General features: G+C 45.0%; 17 protein-coding genes and 1 riboswitch. Of the genes, 1 reads left to right on the top strand and 16 read right to left on the bottom strand.

Annotated features, from left to right (window positions below):
• Positions 1 to 225: 225 nt before the first annotated feature.
• The 16 genes from aroF to metA form a co-directional block, all read right to left on the bottom strand.
• The gene (aroF, locus tag MHH63_RS28465; protein ID WP_076192813.1) at positions 226 to 1,272 is read right to left on the bottom strand and encodes a 3-deoxy-7-phosphoheptulonate synthase; all 1,047 of its coding nucleotides are present in this window, start codon (positions 1,270 to 1,272) and stop codon (positions 226 to 228) included.
• A 264-nt stretch (positions 1,273 to 1,536) separates the two neighbouring features.
• Positions 1,537 to 2,493: a 4-hydroxy-3-methylbut-2-enyl diphosphate reductase gene (locus MHH63_RS28460; protein WP_076126427.1), complete on the bottom strand. Its 957-nt coding sequence runs from the start codon at positions 2,491 to 2,493 to the stop codon at positions 1,537 to 1,539.
• 59 nt (positions 2,494 to 2,552) lie between these two features.
• Positions 2,553 to 4,019, bottom strand: a complete 1,467-nt coding sequence (locus MHH63_RS28455; protein ID WP_076126425.1) for a sensor histidine kinase — start codon at positions 4,017 to 4,019, stop codon at positions 2,553 to 2,555.
• Position 4,020: 1 nt separating this feature from the next.
• Complete coding sequence (locus MHH63_RS28450) at positions 4,021 to 4,710, bottom strand: response regulator transcription factor (protein WP_036684461.1); 690 nt, start codon at positions 4,708 to 4,710, stop codon at positions 4,021 to 4,023.
• A gap of 105 nt (positions 4,711 to 4,815) precedes the next feature.
• Complete coding sequence (locus tag MHH63_RS28445; protein WP_341172333.1) at positions 4,816 to 6,489, bottom strand: S1C family serine protease; 1,674 nt, start codon at positions 6,487 to 6,489, stop codon at positions 4,816 to 4,818.
• Positions 6,490 to 6,725: 236 nt separating this feature from the next.
• Positions 6,726 to 7,379, bottom strand: coding sequence for a response regulator (locus MHH63_RS28440; RefSeq protein ID WP_036684464.1), 654 nt, complete (start codon positions 7,377 to 7,379; stop codon positions 6,726 to 6,728).
• Positions 7,380 to 7,382: 3 nt separating this feature from the next.
• The gene (locus MHH63_RS28435; RefSeq protein ID WP_076126420.1) at positions 7,383 to 8,459 is read right to left on the bottom strand and encodes a HAMP domain-containing sensor histidine kinase; all 1,077 of its coding nucleotides are present in this window, start codon (positions 8,457 to 8,459) and stop codon (positions 7,383 to 7,385) included.
• Entirely contained in the window at positions 8,460 to 9,536 is a 1,077-nt protein-coding gene (liaF, locus tag MHH63_RS28430) for a cell wall-active antibiotics response protein LiaF (RefSeq protein ID WP_305953552.1), read from the bottom strand.
• A gap of 236 nt (positions 9,537 to 9,772) precedes the next feature.
• The gene (locus tag MHH63_RS28425) at positions 9,773 to 9,916 is read right to left on the bottom strand and encodes a hypothetical protein (RefSeq protein ID WP_156113077.1); all 144 of its coding nucleotides are present in this window, start codon (positions 9,914 to 9,916) and stop codon (positions 9,773 to 9,775) included.
• Positions 9,917 to 10,062: 146 nt separating this feature from the next.
• Positions 10,063 to 10,662 (bottom strand): 3D domain-containing protein, encoded by a 600-nt coding sequence (locus tag MHH63_RS28420; protein WP_175617330.1) that lies wholly within the window; start codon positions 10,660 to 10,662, stop codon positions 10,063 to 10,065.
• Positions 10,663 to 11,047: 385 nt separating this feature from the next.
• Positions 11,048 to 12,988, bottom strand: a complete 1,941-nt coding sequence (gene thrS / locus MHH63_RS28415) for a threonine--tRNA ligase (protein WP_076135889.1) — start codon at positions 12,986 to 12,988, stop codon at positions 11,048 to 11,050.
• A 506-nt stretch (positions 12,989 to 13,494) separates the two neighbouring features.
• Positions 13,495 to 13,665 (bottom strand): toxin-antitoxin system HicB family antitoxin, encoded by a 171-nt coding sequence (locus tag MHH63_RS28410; protein ID WP_036684471.1) that lies wholly within the window; start codon positions 13,663 to 13,665, stop codon positions 13,495 to 13,497.
• Positions 13,666 to 13,676: 11 nt separating this feature from the next.
• A complete protein-coding gene (locus tag MHH63_RS28405) occupies positions 13,677 to 14,519 on the bottom strand; it encodes an SPFH domain-containing protein (RefSeq protein ID WP_036684473.1) in 843 nt (280 codons plus the stop codon).
• A gap of 531 nt (positions 14,520 to 15,050) precedes the next feature.
• Complete coding sequence (gene mqnC / locus MHH63_RS28400) at positions 15,051 to 16,187, bottom strand: cyclic dehypoxanthinyl futalosine synthase (protein ID WP_076184682.1); 1,137 nt, start codon at positions 16,185 to 16,187, stop codon at positions 15,051 to 15,053.
• Positions 16,188 to 16,813: 626 nt separating this feature from the next.
• Positions 16,814 to 17,986, bottom strand: coding sequence for a PLP-dependent transferase (locus MHH63_RS28395; RefSeq protein WP_076184683.1), 1,173 nt, complete (start codon positions 17,984 to 17,986; stop codon positions 16,814 to 16,816).
• A 36-nt stretch (positions 17,987 to 18,022) separates the two neighbouring features.
• A complete protein-coding gene (gene metA / locus MHH63_RS28390; RefSeq protein WP_076281068.1) occupies positions 18,023 to 18,943 on the bottom strand; it encodes a homoserine O-acetyltransferase MetA in 921 nt (306 codons plus the stop codon).
• A 115-nt stretch (positions 18,944 to 19,058) separates the two neighbouring features.
• A riboswitch (SAM riboswitch) is annotated at positions 19,059 to 19,188 on the bottom strand.
• Between the two features lie 396 nt (positions 19,189 to 19,584).
• Between metA and corA the strand changes: the two genes are divergently transcribed.
• Positions 19,585 to 20,520, top strand: a complete 936-nt coding sequence (corA, locus tag MHH63_RS28385; protein WP_036684479.1) for a magnesium/cobalt transporter CorA — start codon at positions 19,585 to 19,587, stop codon at positions 20,518 to 20,520.
• The last annotated feature ends 44 nt before the right edge of the window (positions 20,521 to 20,564 follow it).

The following is a 20,564-nucleotide window of genomic DNA, read 5'->3' as shown; positions in this document are numbered from 1 at the left end:
GTTTTAATTTTTTTTGCTGTCGTAATTATAAATCTCATACCTAACATCGTCAATGCTTATGTCAGGTATTTCTTTCAGCAATGTAAGATATTCTAACGCTTTCGTGAAATCTGTTATTTTCGCATATTTCCATGTCACATTTATTTTATCCAACTCCAAAAAAACCCTCTTTTCCCACTAGGTCGCGGGTTAAGAGGGCTTCCGAGGAAGCTATTAGATTAAATTTTATAGGACCGAAACCGTTTCTGGCGAAGTTGAAAACTTACGTCCAACAATTGGAGCCAGCTTTTCCAGATCCTTAAGCAGGTTATCAAACTGATCAGGGAATAACGATTGAACACCATCACCTGTCATGGAATTGTCCGGATCTGTGTGCATTTCAATAATTAGACCATTTGCGCCAGCAGCAACAGAAGCTTTGGCCATAGGCTCAACTAACTCACGACGACCGGTTCCGTGACTTGGGTCAGAGATTACTGGAAGATGGCTTAAGCTCTGTAGAACTGGAATAGCCGATAGATCCAGCGTATTACGAGTGTAGGTCTCAAATGTGCGAATACCGCGCTCACAGAGCATTACATCCTTATTACCGCCTGCCAAAATGTACTCCGCTGCATTGAGCAACTCATCGTAGGTCGCACTGAAGCCACGTTTTAGAAGAACAGGTCTGCCACAGGTCCCCAGCTTGCGCAGCAAATCAAAGTTTTGCATATTCCGTGTACCCACCTGCAGAATATCCGCATGTTCCGCACAGATATCAACATACTCTGGTGTCATAACCTCTGTAATGGTCAACAGCCCATGACGCTTTCCTGCTTCAGCCATCATAGTCAAACCTTCCACACCTACGCCTTGGAAGCTGTACGGTCCTGTACGGGGCTTAAATGCGCCTCCACGAAGTACCTGAGCACCAGACGCTTTAACAAGCCGGGCGATCTCATCAATCTGCTCTGGAGACTCAACGGCGCAAGGTCCGCCCATGATCACCAGGTTTTCTCCACCAATCTTCACACCCTTGATATCAATAATCGTATCCTCAGGATGGAAATCCCGGCTGGCCAGCTTGTAGGATTTGGAGATCTTCACGACGTTCTCTACACCCTTCATTTGCCGCAAATGCTCGGCGAGCTTAGGAGTGACGCCTCCCACTAAACCTATCACCGTGTGATCTGCTCCTCTGGAGAGATGCACCTGCAAACCTTCTTTTTCGATTACGGCAATTATATCTTTAACCTGCTCTTCCGGTGTTTGATTTGATGTAATGACGATCATATTTATAACTCCCTCTCTACATTTAAAATTTATAATAATTCCGCTAAGTACTATCGCGCTACGACGCGTGTTCGCTTTTAAGCTTTTATGCTTTTAATCACTAAAGCAATTTTACCTCAAAAAACGATTATAGTCAATCTATATTCTAGATTCCTATGCCGGAAGCGTTCTTTCGATAAAAAAGAGCACTTAACCTCGACTGACGAAGTTAAGCGCTCTTGTTGCAGCGTTCATAATATATAAGTTCGAGCCTAGCCCATTACATTAAGTAGTACTTGCACTCTTATTCTTAACCGGTGGCAGCAGCTTCGCCATATTCACTGTACGTTTGATCTCCCACGTCTCCGGATTAGCCGAATCATACTGATCTAAGTAGTTAATCACTTCTTTGGTGATAGGTGTAGGTGTGGACGCGCCAGAAGTGACCCCGACGATATTTACACCCTCTAGCCATTCTGTTTGGAGTTCAGACACATCAGAAATACGATGGGCAGGAACCCCAGCGATTTCTTCCGACACCTGTGCCAGACGATTGGAGTTGTTGCTTCGCGGATCACCGACAACAATCACCAGATCACATTGCCCCGCTTGTTCCGCCACAGCCTCTTGACGTACTTGGGTAGCCATACATATCTCATTATGCACTTCAGCACCTGGGAAGGTCTCTAGAAGCTTTTTCATGATGTGTTTAATATCCCACTGGCTCATAGTAGTCTGATTCGTAATGACAATACGTGAAGAAGAGATGGATAACGTAGCAATCTCATCTTCTTTTTCAATCAGATGCACATGCTCAGGGGCAATACCCACAGCACCCTCCGGTTCCGGATGGCCTTTTTTGCCGATATAAATGACCTCATAACCATCATCTACTTTTTCCTGAATAAGATCATGGGTCTTCGTGACATCAGGACAGGTGGCGTCGACCGTAGTCAGACCCTTGTCCCTAGCCATCTTGCGCACCTCAGGAGAAACCCCGTGTGCAGTGAATATGACGGTCCCACTATCCACTTTATCCAGAATATCCAGACGATTATGTCCGTCCAAAGTAATAATGCCATCATCTTCGAACGAATTCGTGACATGACTGTTATGAACAATCATACCCAGTATATAAATCGGCCGGGGAAGATCGAGATTTTGCGCAGCCTGCCGTGCCATAACCATTGCATCGACAACTCCGTAACAATATCCCCGGGGAGAGATTTTAATGACTTCCATGAGTTCACCAGCTTTCTGCTTTCATTGACCTCTGTAATAGGACACTTCTAAATTATACCCTATTCCAGCGGCGGAGCAAAGAGAAGCGGCAACCAGATGACAAAAGTGGTCCCCTCACCTTGGCGTGTAACAACCTCCACAGACCCACCATGCTCGTCAATAATCCACTTAGCAATGGATAAGCCAAGCCCAATCCCTTCCGTAATTCCACGCGATTCATCTGCACGATAGAAACGGTCAAAGATATATGGAACCTCATCTTTATCCATACCAATCCCTGTATCTGTGATCCGAATGCCAATCTGATTCTGATAGAAGAGGGTATCCAAACTCACGATGCCTGAAGGCGTGTACTTAAAGGCATTATCAATAAAAATAAAGAGCATTTGCTGTAGATAATCTTTATTCCCAACTATATATTTGCCATTTAAGACTGACATATCACCTGTAACCCACTCGGCTTGACGGGGCAGGAAAGAGGCGCGGCGCGCAATCTCATTCATCATCGGTTCCAGTGCCACGGGCTCTATATCAAAAGTACGTCCAGTATCCGCACGCGCGAGCGAGAGCATATCCGCTACCAAGCGGCTCATACGCTTAGACTCGTCTGCGATATCCTGCACCGATTCAAGCGATAGCTGGCGAATCTCAGCTTCACTCATCTTCCCTTCTCCGGGTTCCATCTCCCAAACCTTTTGCAGCAGATCAATATTTCCGCGGATCGTAGTGAGCGGTGTCCGAAGCTCGTGTGAAGCATCTGAAACGAAACGGCGCTGAGCCGCATACGAATCCTCCAGCTCTGTGTAGAACCCTTCCATACGCCCAAGCATACTGTTAACGGTCTCAATAAGTCTTCCTATCTCGTCTGGCGGCCCATCGTATTCAATCCGCGAGCTTAAATCATTCCCCGTCTGAATCCCATTCGCAGCTTCAATTACTTTGCCGATTGGACTCATGGATTTGCGCGCAAGGAACAAGCCGAAGGTAAATGCCGCGATCAGAGTAGCAAAAGAACCTACGAGTAGTATATTTTTTAAACGCTCCAAGAGCTTGTCTTCCGAATTTGACGGTGTTGCCACCTGCAGAAGGGCCACAGGACTCTTATTCAAGTCATATATCGGTATCTGATAAACCATCAAATGATATCCGCCAAGCGTAGTCTGTTTGAACCCGTGAGCTTTATCAATATCCTCCAGTTTCGGAACATCGAATTGGATATCTAGATAATGCAAGTTCTCTGACTTTTGCAGGTTCTCATTATTATAGATATAGGTTTGCACCAGAATATTAGCTTCCTCCAGTTTGTTGCCGAAGAAGGGGTTTATGCTCACACTTTGCAATGAACCGTCATACGCCCAGTTAGGATTGAGATTGGTTACAAGCTGCTCACCCTGTTTTTGTATACGATCCTTCAAGTCCCCATAAGTATTAAAATAAACAAAACCGTAAATTGCGGCTGATAAGGCCAGCAGCATAACGGCCAAAATCCCTGAATACCAAGCAGTCAGCCGCAATCTTATAGACATGTTAGTTGTCACCTCTTAGAATGTAACCGGCACCCCGGATCGTTTGAATGAGGCGTTTACCGCCATGCTCCTCCGTCTTTTGACGTAGCATAGCTATGTATACCTCAAGCACATTAGATTCACCGCTATAATCATAACCCCATATTTTATCCATGATCAGATCCCGTGAAAGCACACGTTTCGGATTTTGCATAAAAAGATGAAGCAGCTCAAATTCCTTCGCTGTTAGCTCCAGTCTTTTACCGGCGCGGGTAACCTCACGTGAATCCACATCCAGCGTAATATCTTCATAAGAAACCGCTTGCTCTCCACCTTCGCTTTGCTCACTCTTACGCCGAAGCAACGCACGTACACGTGCAAGCAGTTCTTCCAGCGCGAAGGGTTTAACCAGATAATCGTCCGCACCCAGATCAAGCCCTTTTACACGGTGCTCAATTTCATCCTTCGCGGTAAGCATGAGAACAGGAACATTACTGCCTCCTTCCCGCAAGCGGCGACATACTTCAAAGCCATCCACCTGAGGCATCATTACATCCAAAATTACCACATCCGGGTCACTGCTCAAGATTGCCCGTAATCCATCCGCTCCATTCACCGCTGTTTTCACATCGTAACCTTCAAAAGCTAAACCTCTACGCAGCATAGAAATAATCTTTTCGTCATCATCAATAATTAGAATATTCGGTCGCATCAAGCAGCCCCCATTGTTCAGTTCTTTTTATATATTGTAGCAGTTTACATCACAATTAGACAAAAACGGAAGGGTCGCCCCTTCCGTGTGACTTACCGTCCGGTATTATTGCTGCTGACTTTGTTGTGTAGTCGTTGTATCAAAATCATTTTTGTTACCGATGGTAACTGAGAGATCCATTGTTTTACCGTCGCGCACAACATTTAATGTTACTTTATCACCAACTTTTAACGTTTGAATGAAAGTAATCAGATCTTGGTTGGTTGCATACTTCGTTCCATTCGCACCGGTAATGATATCGTAAGGGCGCAGGTCAGCGGTATACGCTGGGGATTTATAGATGATGTCTGCAACCACAGAACCTTCTTTAATATCCGTACCCATTTGCTTAGCAACCTCATCTGTAATCGTCATAAGAGTTGCACCAATGAAAGGTACCGGCTCTTTCGGAATGGCTTGGTTGGCTTCCAGCTTATCTACGACTTCTTTAATCGTATTCACAGCGATTGCGAAACCAATACCTTGAGAATCCGTGCTGACGGCTACGTTCATCCCAATTACCTGCCCATTCATGTTGAGCAGCGGCCCACCTGAGTTACCCGGGTTGATAGAAGCGTCGGTTTGCAGCAGGTTTTTGTAATTACGTGTTCCACTGCCATCTTCTTCATTAATATCAATACTGCGTCCTTTTGCACTAAGAACACCGGAAGTTACAGTATGATCAAAGCCTTGCGGGTTACCGATAGCAACCACTTCTGAACCTACCTTTATGCTATCCGAATCTCCCAGTGCTACTGTAGGGAAATCACTATCTCCTTCAATTTTAAGCACAGCCAAATCCAGATCTTTGCTAGAACCTAGCAGCTTCGCTTCATAAGGCTTGGTTACGCCATCCACGGTGACTTGGATTACATCGGCATTGTCAATTACGTGCTGGTTGGTCAAAATATAGCCGGATTTCTCATAAATGAAGCCTGTTCCAATTCCATAAGGGATAAGCTGTGATGAAGAATCCGATCCTGATTGGGAATCCTGTTCATTTTGGGAAGAACCATTTCCACTGTATTGATCCCCGAAGAAAAATTGTGAGAAGGGATCACTCAGATTCGGACTGGATGAGCTTCCATTACGCGAATTAGATTTAACTAGTGTCTCAATCTTAACAACTGCTGGTCCCACCGCATCAACAACACCTGTCACATCACGAGATCCAGTCACCAAGGATGTAGTAGAAGTAGAAGGCGCAACACCTGCACTCTCGCCCGTTGTCTTCGCCGTTCCATTCGTTCCGGAGCTAGCAACCGTTGTAGCTGTATCTCCCGTAAACCAGTTACCTCTGTCTGCCATATACATTGAGCCCGAGAGAACGACCATACCGGCTAGGAATGATACCAGCACTGTTTTTAACGAGCTTTTTGGTTTTTTATTATATTGCCAGCCGCCGCCACCTTCAGAACCGCCACCGCCATTTCCTCCGCGGCCACCACCATTGCCATCATAGCCAGTGGTGCGAAGCGATGTGTTATAAGGCAATGGCTTTACAGGCTGTGGAGGTGTAACCTCGACACGTTCTGGCTCCATCCGATTGTAGTGCTGTGCGCCACCGTCAGTGTTATTCTCGTCTTTGTTCAAAGATTTAAAAGGTCCGTAAGAATAGTAGTATGATGATGATCCTGCTTCAGATGAATTATTATTATTGCTGCTATTGTTATTATTGTCCCATTCCCGATCTGGTGCTGGTCCATTGTCGCGATTGAAGTTGTTTTTGTTATCGTCCATGTTTATCTTTCCTCCTGCTTCCTGTCGCCGTGACAAGGATTAATTTGTTTTCATGTTCTTATTTTGTACTTTAAACCTTAAGGTCACATTAAAAACAATTTAAGCGCAGATAAAAGATATAGGCAAATGGGAGGAGATTAGGCAGGAAAGTAAAAAAAGAAGCTCGGGCGCGAAAAACATCGCGGCCCGAGCTTCTAAAACCATTTCAAATAGTAATGCACCTTAGTCTACAAGTCCTACCCCTGAGCCCAGCCCTTCCGATGAGCGTAAATAGCCAACTGGGTACGGTCATCAAGCTCGCATTTCATCAACAGATTGCTGACATGCGTCTTCACTGTCTTGATGCTGATATGCAGCTCCTCACCGATATCCTTATTGGTCTTGCCCTCAGCTATAAGCAGCAGGACTTCCTTCTCACGCTCTGTTAAACCGGAGGAATCACCTTGCACGGTGCGCTGGCGAATACCACGGGTCAGCGCCTGTGACACATCACCCGTCATGACTGGCATGCCGCGGTAAGCCCCTTGCAATGCGTAGATTAACTCTTCTGCCGACACTGTTTTGAGCACATAGCTGACTGCACCAGCCTCTATAGCATCTACAACAAGATCATCCTCCAGGAAGCTGGTGAGGATCACGATTTTGAGGCCAGGAAATTCAGCCAGCACTGCTCTTGTGGTCTCGGCACCATTCATCACTGGCATCATCAAATCCATCAGCACGAGGTCAGGCAGACCTTCATGTCCACCAGCACGCAGCATCTCCAGCGCCTCTTGTCCATTCGCCGCCTCACCGATGACCTCGAATGTAGGCTCCAGCATTAGATAAGTTTTGAGGCCCATCCGTACCATATCATGATCATCTACGAGCAACACTTTTATGACACTCATGCTCTACTCCTCCTCGTCCTGTGTATCTGTTCCTAACGATCTATTCTGCTCTAATTCTGGGTTCCCTTGAACAAACTTAGGAATATGTACACGGATCGTCGTTCCCGCACCCTTGCGGCTAATAATCTCCACTTGCCCACCCAGTTTCTCCGCGCGTTCGCGCATGGTGGTGAGACCGTAGGAGCCTTGTTTTTGCTGCACATGTTCAAAACCTTGACCGTCATCACTAATACTCAGCACAACTTGTCTTGATCCTTCACGCAGCGATAGACTCACCAGTCTAGCCCCGGCATGCTTCACGATATTCGCCATCGCCTCTTGAATAATTAGGAACAGCTGATGTTCGATTGCTTCCGATAACTCGCCCTGAAGTTCGAGCTCCTTCATTCCTTTCAAGCCATTCTGGCGGCAATAATCGGGAAACCATTTTTCCAGCGCCTCGAACAGATTTCGACCTTCCAGCTCCACCGGACGCAGTTGTGCAATTAATGCTCTCATTTGTTTTTGTGCCATCTGAGACATTGTAATCAACTGGTCCATGACCATTTGACCTTGAGCTTCATTAACCTTCAGCACTTTAGGCAGCGAAGAAGCCGACATATGGATGGCAAAAAGCTGTTGGCTCACCGTATCATGCAGATCCCGGGCCATACGCCTTCTTTCCTCCAACACCGCACTCTCCGCTGCCTGTTCCTTCTCAATAACCTCTTGCTCACCCAATCGCTGTAGAAGCTGCATCTTATTCTCGACCGTATCCATCATGACATTAAACTCGTGATACACTCGGGCAAAAGACTGATCGTCACTTTCTGGCATCCGTACGGACAGATTTCCTTTGGCGACCTGCAGCATATTCAGATCCAGATGATCAATCCGGCGCTGAATCCGCTGGCCTGCCATATAGCCGATAACTACAGTGAACAACACAATCCCGAGACATAAGTACAGCCACATCCGATAATCCTTCACTTCGATATAACCAAGGCAAGTGCCTGCATACATCAATCCTGCGCTTACCGCTCCAGTGAGCAAAAAGTAAAACAACAGCAACCATTTGGTATTACTGAAGATTGTCCCCATCTAACCCACCGTTTTAACTTTAATGTCACCTATAAATGCACTTACATTTATACGGACTTTTTTGCCTGCTTCTTTATAATAAGGAGTCTTGCACTGTACACTGCTCATAAAACCACTGCGAGACTGATCCAGAACTTCCATATCCCCGATAAAAGAACTGCTGTTCACCGAGATGCCAAGATCCATATCATTCGGAATGTACACTTTAATGTCGCCTATAAAAGCGGAAATATTAATCCTCGTTTCGCCATAAGCAATCTGTGCATTCGTCAGATCCAGTACGGTATCGCCGATAAACTGCGAGATATTCGTGTTCTTCAGTTGGAAATGCTCGCGCCCCATGTGGACATCTCCGATAAAAGCAGAGCGATTGGTCGATTCCTTTTGATTATTTGATTCATGGAATTCCTCATGCCATTTACCATGTCTATGAGCATGACGCTCATGACGTTCCTGACGTCTGCGCTCGTGTCGTTCCTGCTTCTCTTGCCAACGTGCTTCAGCGCTGGACTTATAAGATCCTGTTTCGTCCTCATCGTCTTCTTCATCTTTTTGAAGATAGTCCTTCCAGTCGCGTTGACCAGAAGCCTTGCCAAATTTTTGCTCAAATTGTTCATCAAGTGTGGAATCCAGTGGTTTGGGCGGCTCCACATCTAGTGAGCTTTTTCCTGAAGGAAAGTGATCTGGTGGTGACGGTGGAGCTGGTGGCACAGGTGGTACTGAACCGCGTGGTTTAAAAATCACATAAAGTCCGCCGCCGATCAACATAACTGGAATGAACATTTTGAAAAAATCCCCGGCCGAAATATCGAACCAATCTAAATTCCGTCCAAGGAAAAACACTCCGATCGCCAGAAAGAAAAAGCCGCCGATAGGTGAAGAACCTTTGGATTGTCCATCCCCTGTACCTAAAAGCCGGTTCATTCCCATTAGGATCAAAATTACCGGCCAATAATTCGAAATCAGGTAACCTAAGCTGAAATCAGTGTAACCTAATTGTCTCAGTAGAAACATAGCTCCAATCCCTATCAGGATCAGGCCGCCTAAAACCTGGCTGGTGAACCTTCTTTTCATCATTCATTTCCCCTTTAAAGTAGTGGAACGCTCTCTTCTTCAATCTTATAGCCTTAGTCTACAGGAATGAAGTACTGAGAAACAGCGGCGAGAGAAGGAACTTCCCCTCAGTCTCTAGACTGAGATGAATGGGATAAAATTCTATTTACTTCATTATATATGAAAAAAGACTGTCCCTCAGTAATTAACTGAATTGGACAGTCTCTTTTTTTCAGCAGTCTTCTGCTTCAGTCAGCGCATTATTGTTGCGGTTTCTGAGCTGGTTTAGAAGTATTTCCACTTTGCTTAGTAGCGCCGTCATTCTCAACAGCAAACTCAGCATTGTATTTTTCATTTGGTGTTTTGTAATTTTCTTGTACTTTAGATTTCTTGTTATTGGCCACGGAATTCACCTCCTTTTCTCTTATGCAGCATAGAATATGCTTACTAAGAGAACATCTCGGAAGAGGCAATTGCTTTGCCCCAGTCCGTATTATGGCAAGGTGATGTCACTATTATGCATGACCAAGTGAAAATAAGTTCAATCCCTTTAAATGGATTCTTCGAGCATGGATTGCGGTACTGCTTTGTAAGTCTCAATCGCTTGGCTCAGCTTCTTCAGCATGACTTCCGTACAAGTCCCGTTACCACGCTTAATGAGTTGAACTACAACTGATTTTTTGCCCCATTCCTTATACACCTGTTTCGTAGTAGCAAAATACAGATCAATCTTCCGCCCTTTAATAGCCGAGCCTGTATCAGCAACTATGGCATATCCATAGCCCGGTATATAAAGAATACTCCCCAGCGGCAAAACCTTAGGGTCCGCAGCAATGGTTGAGACTGTATTTTTGTCTCTGCGCACTTTTACCCCTGAATAGGTAATTCCATATTCGGGATGTTTAGATGTTTTACCTGTAGATTCATAACCCGCAGTATATCCAGTCGCCATCACTTTCATTGAAGTAATGATCTGGTCTTCCGCAGGTGCGGCTACAGGAATAGAATTTGGTAACTGTTTGGAAGATCCGCTGCCACCGTTTGCTTTAGTGGTTGGAGCTTTGGTGCTCTGCGGTGCCTTCGTCGCTGCTGGTTTATTTTTTGTTGTTGCAGGTAATACAGGTGCGACGGAATGCGCCTCGTTTGACATAAGTGTGGCACGGCCAGTCGTAAGAATGACCTTATCATCTGTAGTTCTCATAAACACAGAATTAGCCTTGGTATATTGCAACTCGTTCGATAGCGTTTTGTTAATACCCGTGTGTTGTAAAGTGTCTCCTGTCCCAATGGCCCCTACTGCCTGTTGCTTAGATTCTGGAATGATTCCAGCAGCGGTCAATAGCAAAACGATGGTGACAAAAAGACACCAAAACCTCTGAAATATGCCCATTTTGTTCATGTGAAAAACCTCCCCCTTATTAGCGAAGGTTTCCCGATTCACAAAATTTTATACATGAAGATCAGAAGTTGATCCTCATTGGCATATAACAGAGGTCTTATTTAGACGTAATTTTGGTGTTGTTAATTACAAGAAACTAGGAGATCACACGATCAGCAATTTCCTGAGACAAGAGCTCAATCACTTCTTGAAGCGGCTTAGCTCCAATGTCGCCTTCCCCGCGTTTACGGATGGAAACCGTCTGAGCGTTCATCTCATTCTCGCCAACTACGAACATGTATGGCAGTTTCTCAAGCTGAGCTTCGCGAATCTTATAACCCAGCTTCTCATTGCGGAGATCTGCTTCAGCAGAGATACCACGGCGACGCAGCTTGTCTGTAACTTCCTTGGCATAATCGTCGAACGCTGTCGATACAGGAATTACTTTAACCTGCTGTGGAGATAACCAAAGCGGCAGCGAGCCCGCAAAGTTCTCTAACAGGAAGGCAACGAAACGTTCCATTGTACCCAAGATTCCACGGTGCAGAACGACTGGACGGTGTTTTTGACCATCATCGCCGATATATTCCAGTTCAAAACGTTCAGGCAGCAAGAAGTCGATTTGTACAGTAGACAGAGTCTCTTCTTTACCTAATACAGTCTTAATTTGCACATCAAGTTTAGGACCATAGAATGCAGCTTCGCCTTCTGCTTCGTAGAACGGCAGTCCAGCTTCCTCTACAACCTCACGCAACATCCGCTGTGCAGTTTCCCACATTTCGTCATTTGCATAATATTTCTCAGTATCCTTAGGATCACGATAGGACAACCGGAAACGGTAGTCATTAATACCAAAGTCACTGTATACCTGTTTAATCAATTCGATTACACGAATGAACTCGCCTTTAATTTGGTCCAGACGGCAGAAAATATGGGAGTCATTAAGAGTCATCGAGCGTACACGGTGTAAGCCAGTCAATGCGCCTGACATTTCATAACGGTGCTGGATACCAAGCTCAGCAATACGGATCGGCAGATCACGGTAGCTGTGCATTGAGCTCTTATAAATCATCATGTGATGCGGGCAGTTCATTGGACGAAGAACAAATTCTTCATTGTCGATAGTCATCTTAGGGAACATGTCCTCTTGATAGTGCTCCCAGTGTCCTGAAGTTTTGTACAGCTCAACATTACCCAGAACTGGTGTGTATACATGCTGATAGCCAAGACTTGCTTCCAGATCTACGATATAACGCTCCAGAATACTGCGCAATTTGGCACCCTTAGGCAACCAGATTGGCAAGCCTTGTCCTACCAATTGATTAAATGTAAAGATTTCAAGCTCTTTACCGAGCTTCCGGTGATCGCGTTTCTTCGCTTCTTCAAGCAGACGAAGATGCTCATCAAGCTGAGCTTTTTTAATCCAAGCTGTGCCGTATACGCGTTGAAGCATCTTATTCTTGCTGTCGCCGCGCCAGTAAGCACCGGCTACATTCATCAATTTAAAGACTTTGATCTTAGCAGTCGACGGCACATGGGGTCCACGGCATAGGTCGAAGAATTCTCCTTGTTCATAGATAGAAATTACGCTATCTTCAGGCAATGCCTCGATCAATTCCAGCTTGTAAGGATCACCTAGCTCACCGAAAATTTCAAGTGCTTCCTTGCGGCTAACTTCTTTGCGCACGATCGGCAGGTTCTCCGAAATTATGCGGTCCATTTCCTTTTCGATTTTGAGCAAATCTTCAGGATTTAGAGGATGTTCCAGATCCATATCGTAGTAGAAGCCATCTTCAATGACCGGACCTACACCAAGCTTAACTTCTTTTGTTCCGAACAAACGTCTAACCGCTTGAGCCATCAAGTGAGCTGTACTGTGGCGCATAACCTCCAGACCTTCAGGTGAATCCAAAGTTACGATCTCTACCAGTGCGCCCTCTTCAAGGGGAGTAGATAAATCTACAACGATACCGTTCAATTTCCCCGCTGCTGCATTTTTGCGCAGGCCACTGCTAATAGAAGCTGCTACATCATCAATACTGCTACCCTCTGCGTATTCACGGACAGAACCGTCCGGAAGCTTAATACTTACTGACATTGCTAATTCCTCCTTCATATAATTAAGCCTAAGGGCCCTTTAACCTTTGCGGAACAATAATATCCACGCACACAAAAAAACGCCCGTCCCGCAAAGGGACGAGCGATTACACCCGTGGTTCCACCCAAATTCGATTCTCTCTAGCCTCCCTTGAATCCTCAAGCGGAGTGAAGATAGAATCCTTCGTAAGCATGGAGTAACGACCATGAACCGGCAGCTCTTACTATCCCATTGCAGGGAATTCAAAACCGCAGCTACAAAGGGGTAAATCGAAAGCAGGATGCCGGAGAAAATTTCAGCCTAAGTTTCCTCTCTCTGAACGGTCCAGAACAATCAACTCATATCTTCGTCAATGCTGTTAACGTGAATTATGGAGTAATTATAAATCTGTCCTCTCTGACAGTCAAGTCAGAAAAGGGTCCAAAATGATAGAAACACAGTCAGAAGACACACATAAGGACTGTTCTTGCAGCCAATACATGGATGCTGAAACAGCCCTTCTATGGTTATTCCTCTCGCCGTTTTTTTTCAGGTAAGCGGCCTGCACGCTTCAAAGACTCACGCAACAAGTATTCGATATGTCCGTTTACGCTGCGAAATTCCTCTCCCGCCCATCGTTCCAGCGCCTCATGTAAATCCGGATCAATCCGCAGTGGAAAGCTTTTCTTGGCCGCCATGATGCACCGCCTTAGTACAACGAGCCGGCGTTAATGACCGGACTCGCTCCGCGCTCCGACACGATCGCAACCATCAGATTATTAATCATCGCCGCTTTGCGTTCCTCATCAAGCTCAACCACGCCACTCTCTTTAAGCTGTTTAATCGCCATATCGACCATGCCCACGGCGCCTTCAACAATGATTTGACGAGCGGACAGAATTGCAGATGCTTGCTGACGTTGCAACATTGTACTGGCAATCTCTGTGGAATAAGCCAAGTGTGTGAGCCGCGCTTCAATGACCTCTACACCAGATATCGACAAACGTTCTTGCAGCTCGGTTGCCAATTCTTTAGCAATCTCATCTGCATTGGCCCGCAGGGACATGCCCGATTCATTGAAGTTATCATACGGGTATTTACTGGCCACATGACGCAGCGCTGTTTCACTTTGAATTTCCACAAACGCCATATATTTATCTACATCAAAAAGCGCTTTTGCAGAGTTAATTACCTTAAATACGATAACTGCAGCAATTTCAATCGGATTACCTTCCACATCATTAACCTTCAGCTTGACACTGTTAAAGTTACGTACGCGGAGGGAAACCGTCTTGCGCAAACTGAACGGAATGACTGCAAACAAGCCACTTGTCACGATAGTCCCTACATATTGCCCGAAAAAGGTAACTACAACCGACTTATTGGGCTGCACAACCGTAACACTTGTACATAATACCCCAGCTACAACGAACAGAATGACTGGCACTGCGACATACTCTTGAACCGCACCATAAATTCCCCCAGCTAAACAAACTGCAATTAAGGCGAGAACCCAAAATCCACTGACAGGACGAAGCGTTTTCTCTTTCATAAAAGCACCCCCACTAGATATTCTTTTGATATGATTATGATATCACTTTTGGATAATAATGTGAATGGGTAAAAAGAAATAAAAAAATATTTTTATGTTCACATTTATATAAAGCTTCGTTAAAAGGCGTACTCCACACCAACCCTCGTTTGTGTAGTTAACATTAGTTCATATTGTTCGTATACATCAGCTCTATCGGACACTGATGCTCTTATACGCCACATTTTCCGATTTTCCCTATGCTATCGGACCCCACAGTCGCTATTGCACTAAAAACCAGCCTATATGGGGCTCTTTTCAAGGAATAGCGTCGCTGGGGTCCGAACCCCGACTCAAGAAGCGCTGAATTTGCAATTAAGGTCCACTGGGTCCGTACGCCTAGCGGATGATATAACAAGCGAAGATTCAGATGTGTTCTGCAATAAGGCTTGCTAATGATCGTAATCCTAACCTTACAAAAAAAACGCTTGATGCTCAGTAATCCACTTAAGGATTAACAAGCATCAAGCGTTGATTAATAATTAATATATATTAGTTCTGCATTACAAAATCATTATCAATCTTCGCATTAGGATCATCGAACACCCGCAGAATATCATAACGTGTATTCCGCTGCGCTGGAACTTTGCCTGCTTCGCGAATCAGCTGAGTAATCGACTCGATGTTTACCTTATAAGTCGCACCCGCCGAAGATACTACGTTCTCTTCAATCATTGTGCTGCCGAAATCGTTGCAGCCATATTGCAAGGAGAGCTTGCCGACCTCTGGCCCCATAGTGACCCAAGAAGATTGGAAGTTCTTAATATTATCCAACACAAGGCGGCTGATCGCTACCGTCTTCAGATATTCCTCAGGCGTTTGTCTGTCCAGCTTCAGGTTGGTATTGTCCGGCTGGAATGTCCATGAGATAAAGGCCAAGAAACCTTCAGAATCATATTTGTTGGCAATACACTCATCCTGAGCCTCACGTACACGTAGTAAGTGCAAAGCTCGTTCTTCCATACTTTCTCCAAGCCCAATCACCATTGTTGCTGTTGTATTCATACCCACTTTATGTGCTGTCTGCATTACATCCATCCACTCGCGCCACGAGCCTTTTAGCCGGCTGATTTTGCGGCGTGTACGGTCATCAAGAATTTCTGCGCCTCCGCCTGGCAAGGAATCCAGACCCGCAGCATGAATTTCACGAACCACTTGTTCCAGTGGTAATCCTGATACTTCTTTCATCTTCATAATCTCAGCAGGAGAGAAGGAGTGCATTGTAATCTCAGGGAAACGTTGCTTAATTCCGCGCAGTATATCTGTATAGTAGCTAAATGGAAGGTTAGGATTAGTTCCACCTTGCATAAGAATTTCTGTACCATTAACAGCAATCGTTTCAGCAATTTTTTGATAAATCGTTTCATCTGGCAGCACATAGCCTTCATCCGAGCCTGGTCTGCGGTAAAAAGCACAAAAACGGCAGTACACATCACATACATTCGTATAGTTAATATTACGGCCAATTACAAATGTGGCTAACGGGTCCGGATGCCAGCGTTCCATAATAGTGTTTGCAGCAGCACCCATTTTCTCAATTTCGTTGCTCTCGAATAGTCGGATGGTATCTTCCAATTGGAGACGGTCACCCCGCAGGGCTTTATCCAAAATAAGATCTATCGTACTCATCGTTCGCATCCTCCTTTTAAACCCTTAGGGATATGGTAGATTCACAAAATCACAAGAAAAATAACGTTGTCGTCCTTTAGAGATAACAACCGTTTCTCGTAGTAACATAAGGATAAAGTATAGTATGTAACTTATACCTTATATTTTAATAAATGAACAGTTCATTTCCTCATCGTATCACAATCTGAACAGCTTGAAAAACTTTTTACTTTCTTAGCAAGATACCATCCAGCAGAAAGAGTCCTTACATTGCTGCCTGCACCCGGTGAATCAAAATTCCTTGAGGCTGCCGGACACAGATGACGTTATTAGTTAGTATTTAGCCTTTGGAGCATAGTTCTGGACTCCAGCGACGCTATTCCTTGACAAGAGACTCATGAAGGCTGGTTTTTAGCGCAATAGCTGCTGTGGAGTCCGTTAACATTCCAAATGTGTAATAATGCTGTGTCTAAGGTCAGCTGTGTCCAATAGCAAAAAGTCCAAAAAGAAGAGCTATCCCAGCAGCCAATTCCCGGCTTATGAGACAGCTCTATTTCATCCTGCGTCCAACACCAGCTCTAAATCAACGGTGAGATAGATCCTCGATATTTCCCAGCATTCGGTGCCGATCTGGGTTGCCGTTACTTTTACTTCGTTTCGATTTCCGCTCGCGCAGCCTCTAAAGCTTGACCAAGATCAGCAATTAGATCCTCCGCATGTTCAATACCGACCGAGAAGCGCAGCAATCGATCATCTACACCCACCGCATTCCGAATTTCCACAGGAATATCCGCATGCGTCTGTACTGCAGGATAGGTCATTAGCGATTCAACCCCGCCGAGGCTCTCCGCGAAGGCAATAAGCCGGATATGACGAAGCAGAGGTTCTACGTATCTGGCATCTTTTAATTTGAAAGAAAAAATTCCGGTATTGCCCGAGGACTGGCGATTCTGGATTTCATATCCCGGATGATCCGGCAGGCCTGGATGGAACACTTCCGCAATCGCCGGATGCTCTTGTAGATAGCGGGCAATTGCTAGCGCATTGCTCTCGTGCCGTTCCATACGCAGGGCCAGTGTCTTCATGCCTCTCATCAGCTGATAACTGTCTGTTGGCCCAAGCACAGCGCCAATAGAGTTATGTAGAATCGCTATTTCAGCGGATAATTCAGCTCCTTTAGATACAATAAGACCCGCAAGTACATCATTGTGTCCGCCCAAATATTTGGTAGCACTATGGACTACAATGTCCGCACCTAATTCCAGAGGACGCTGGAAAAATGGAGTCAGCAGTGTATTGTCTACAATTGTGAGCAGCCCATGATGACGGGCCCAAGTAGCAACGGCTGCAATATCCGTAACCATCATCAAAGGATTCGTTGGCGTTTCAATAAATATCGCCTTCGTATTTGGAAGACGTGAAGCCTCAAGCGCATCCAAATCATTCGTATCTACATAGGAAGCAGTGATTCCAAACTTGGACATAATTCGTTCCAACAAACGATAGGTCCCGCCGTAAAGATCCAGCGAAACGATCAAGTGATCGCCTTGCCCAAACAGGGTAAATATGGTTTGAATAGCTGCCATCCCAGAACTACAGGCAAAACCTGCATCACCAGACTCCAATTCCGCAGCCGCATTCTCTAGTACGGAACGGGTTGGACTTTTGGTACGGCTATAATCGAAACCTGTGCTCTGCCCAAGCTTCGGGTGACGGAATGCCGTAGCATTATAGATAGGGAAATTAATGGCTCCGGTAGCCGGATCTTCTTGTGAACCTATTTGTGCCAGTCTGCTTTCAATCCTAAGTTTGTCGTCCATGATAAATGCCTCCTAAATTGTAATGTAGCGCTGATCTTAATAAACAATCGGGTCGATATCGTAAGGTGTCTCTTGATATACATAGTAATTGAGCCAATTAGAGAATAATAAGTTGGCATGTGCACGCCACACTGCAGGAGGTGTTTGTTCTGGATCATCTTTAGGGAAATAGTGTTTCGGCAAGGCCATCTCCATGCCCCTCTCCAAATCACGATCATATTCCCATTTCAAGGATAATGGATCGTATTCGGAATGTCCGGTCACAAATATTTGTTTGCCGTCGGTCGTAGCTACTAGATACATACCAGCTTCTTCGGATTCCGCCAGAATCTGCAGATCTGGATTGCTCTCAATATCTTCGCGGGAGACATCGGTATGACGGGAATGCGGTACATGGAATACCTCGTCAAAGCCGCGCAGCAATTTAATGTTATTTTGGTTAATCGTATGGGAGAATACTCCAAAACATTTTTCAGGCAAAGCCACTTTACGAACACCAAAATGATGATACAACCCTGCCTGTGCCGCCCAACAGATATGCATGGTCGAGGTCACGTTATCCTTGCTCCATTCAAAAATCTCTTTTAGCTCTTCCCAATAGGATACTTCCTCAAACTCCATTTGCTCTACGGGTGCTCCTGTAACAATAAGACCATCCAAACGGCGGTGGCTGATCTCGTCAAAAGTTTTGTAAAAGCTTCTCAAATGCTCAGCAGAAGTATTCTTAGAAGTATGTGAGCGTGGATGCAGCAAGGTAACGTCAACTTGTAGCGGTGAATTTCCTATTAAACGCAGCAATTGAGTCTCCGTCGTTTCTTTAGTCGGCATGAGATTCAGAATAGCAATCCTTAGTGGACGGATATCCTGATGGAAAGCCAAACTATCATCCATCACAAAAATATTTTCACCGGATAGTATTTCTTTTGCTGGTAAACTGTCGGGAATTTTAATTGGCATTGTCTTTCCACTCCTTAACTGTATTTAGGTTATGTTGTCACATCGCGGCTTTCTGAACAATAAAAAGACCTTTCTCGGAAAACGAGAAAGGTCATATCTACAGTCATATGCGCCTCTCTCATCTGCCAGAAACTTTTGGACGAGGTTTAGTCGTCAGCAAAGTTCCGCAAGAATTAGCACCGTGCGTTCACACGCCGGTTGCCGGGTTTCATAGGGCTAGTCCCTCCACCTGCTCTTGATAAGATTTAGCTGTATTCAATTAAATTTCTTTAAAATTTACTTTAAATCATGAACCTCCTTTTCGTCAAGTCCATACAATGCTGAAGTAGCCTCAAAGTAACAATAAATTTGCTTGAAAGAGGCATACTCCGTTGTTATACTAGACAAGTATTTCATACCTGAACGAAAAGAAGAGGTGAGAAGAAGAATGGAAGGCGACCCGAGCTCGCAATTAAGTGTACAGAATGAGCAACCACACAGGATAATCATCAGCTTGCCGGCGGCGGGAGCAGTTCTTCTTCATGCCCTCGAATCGTCATTCGGCCTCTTGTATTGATTGTAACGCCGGCCAAGCTGATTTTTTCTCTGTGCTTAATTAGCAGTCCCTGGTGAAGACCCGGGGATAGAAGGAGTGGAATCAGATGAAAATCCGGCTGGTGAATGCAGGGGTTTTTACACCTATTGATGAAATTGATGAAACATTGACACCCCCAACAGAAGGGTTCTATTGGATTGATGCAGATGTGGAGGATTTGGAGCTGCTTCAGCCCCTGTTCAACCTGCATGATCTCGCTGTTGAGGATTGCCTTAGTGAAGAGGATCAACGTCCAAAGATCGAAATATACGAAAGTCATTACTTTATTGTTGTAAACAGCATCCGCTTTGATGATGAGGAAATCTTCCTGCGGGCGCTCAATATATTCTTGGGAAGACATTATATTATTACTGTAACGAAACAAAAGATTCACGAGCTACGCGTCCTGAAGCCCATGTTATGGGAACAAGAGGTTAGCGAACCCGACCAATTCCTTTACCTGCTTATCGACCTTGTCGTAGATAATTATTTCTCCGTAGGTGACCGAATTGAAGCCCGGATTGAGAAGCTTGAAGAGGATATCCTAATGCATACCAAGAAATCTCATCTGAGTGAGATTATCGGTCTGCGAAGTGAGATCTTATGGTTAAAGAAGATGCTGGGACCACAGAAAGAGGTTATCAATACCCTGAATAAAAAAGACCTCCGTCTGATTGATGATCAGCTGCAGAAATACTTTAGCGACATTTATGAAAATGCAGTTAAAATATCCGAAACCTTTGAGACGTACCGCGATCTCATGGGCAACTTACGTGAGGCCTACCAATCCAGTATCGCCAACCGCGCCAATGAAATTATGAGAGTATTTACCGCGATTACAACGATATTCATGCCTTTGACCGTAATTACCGGAATCTATGGGATGAACTTTGATCATATGCCGGAATTGCATACGAAATACGGTTATTTTGCCGTTATAGGTCTAATGTTGACGTTAGGCTGTGGGATGCTGTATGTATTCCGCAAGAAAGAATGGCTATGAAAATAAACGGACGAATAGGCAAGACGAAGGCCCTTTAACCCTTT

The sequence above is a fragment of the Paenibacillus sp. FSL H3-0310 genome (assembly GCF_038002785.1).
GTDB classification, from domain to species: domain Bacteria; phylum Bacillota; class Bacilli; order Paenibacillales; family Paenibacillaceae; genus Paenibacillus_AQ; species Paenibacillus_AQ odorifer.
This window is presented reverse-complemented; position numbering and strand designations above follow the sequence as displayed.

Bases quoted from the DNA above. Each gene is read 5' to 3' on its own strand.
- aroF (WP_076192813.1), bottom strand. From the start codon at position 1,272: ATGATCGTCATTACATCAAATCAAACACCGGAAGAGCAGGTTAAAGAT.
- MHH63_RS28460 (WP_076126427.1), bottom strand. From the start codon at position 2,493: ATGGAAGTCATTAAAATCTCTCCCCGGGGATATTGTTACGGAGTTGTC.
- MHH63_RS28455 (WP_076126425.1), bottom strand. From the start codon at position 4,019: ATGTCTATAAGATTGCGGCTGACTGCTTGGTATTCAGGGATTTTGGCC.
- MHH63_RS28450 (WP_036684461.1), bottom strand. From the start codon at position 4,710: ATGCGACCGAATATTCTAATTATTGATGATGACGAAAAGATTATTTCT.
- MHH63_RS28445 (WP_341172333.1), bottom strand. From the start codon at position 6,489: ATGGACGATAACAAAAACAACTTCAATCGCGACAATGGACCAGCACCA.
- MHH63_RS28440 (WP_036684464.1), bottom strand. From the start codon at position 7,379: ATGAGTGTCATAAAAGTGTTGCTCGTAGATGATCATGATATGGTACGG.
- MHH63_RS28435 (WP_076126420.1), bottom strand. From the start codon at position 8,459: ATGGGGACAATCTTCAGTAATACCAAATGGTTGCTGTTGTTTTACTTT.
- liaF (WP_305953552.1), bottom strand. From the start codon at position 9,536: ATGATGAAAAGAAGGTTCACCAGCCAGGTTTTAGGCGGCCTGATCCTG.
- MHH63_RS28420 (WP_175617330.1), bottom strand. From the start codon at position 10,662: ATGTCAAACGAGGCGCATTCCGTCGCACCTGTATTACCTGCAACAACA.
- thrS (WP_076135889.1), bottom strand. From the start codon at position 12,988: ATGTCAGTAAGTATTAAGCTTCCGGACGGTTCTGTCCGTGAATACGCA.
- MHH63_RS28410 (WP_036684471.1), bottom strand. From the start codon at position 13,665: ATGGCGGCCAAGAAAAGCTTTCCACTGCGGATTGATCCGGATTTACAT.
- MHH63_RS28405 (WP_036684473.1), bottom strand. From the start codon at position 14,519: ATGAAAGAGAAAACGCTTCGTCCTGTCAGTGGATTTTGGGTTCTCGCC.
- mqnC (WP_076184682.1), bottom strand. From the start codon at position 16,187: ATGAGTACGATAGATCTTATTTTGGATAAAGCCCTGCGGGGTGACCGT.
- MHH63_RS28395 (WP_076184683.1), bottom strand. From the start codon at position 17,986: ATGGACGACAAACTTAGGATTGAAAGCAGACTGGCACAAATAGGTTCA.
- metA (WP_076281068.1), bottom strand. From the start codon at position 18,943: ATGCCAATTAAAATTCCCGACAGTTTACCAGCAAAAGAAATACTATCC.
- corA (WP_036684479.1), top strand. From the start codon at position 19,585: ATGAAAATCCGGCTGGTGAATGCAGGGGTTTTTACACCTATTGATGAA.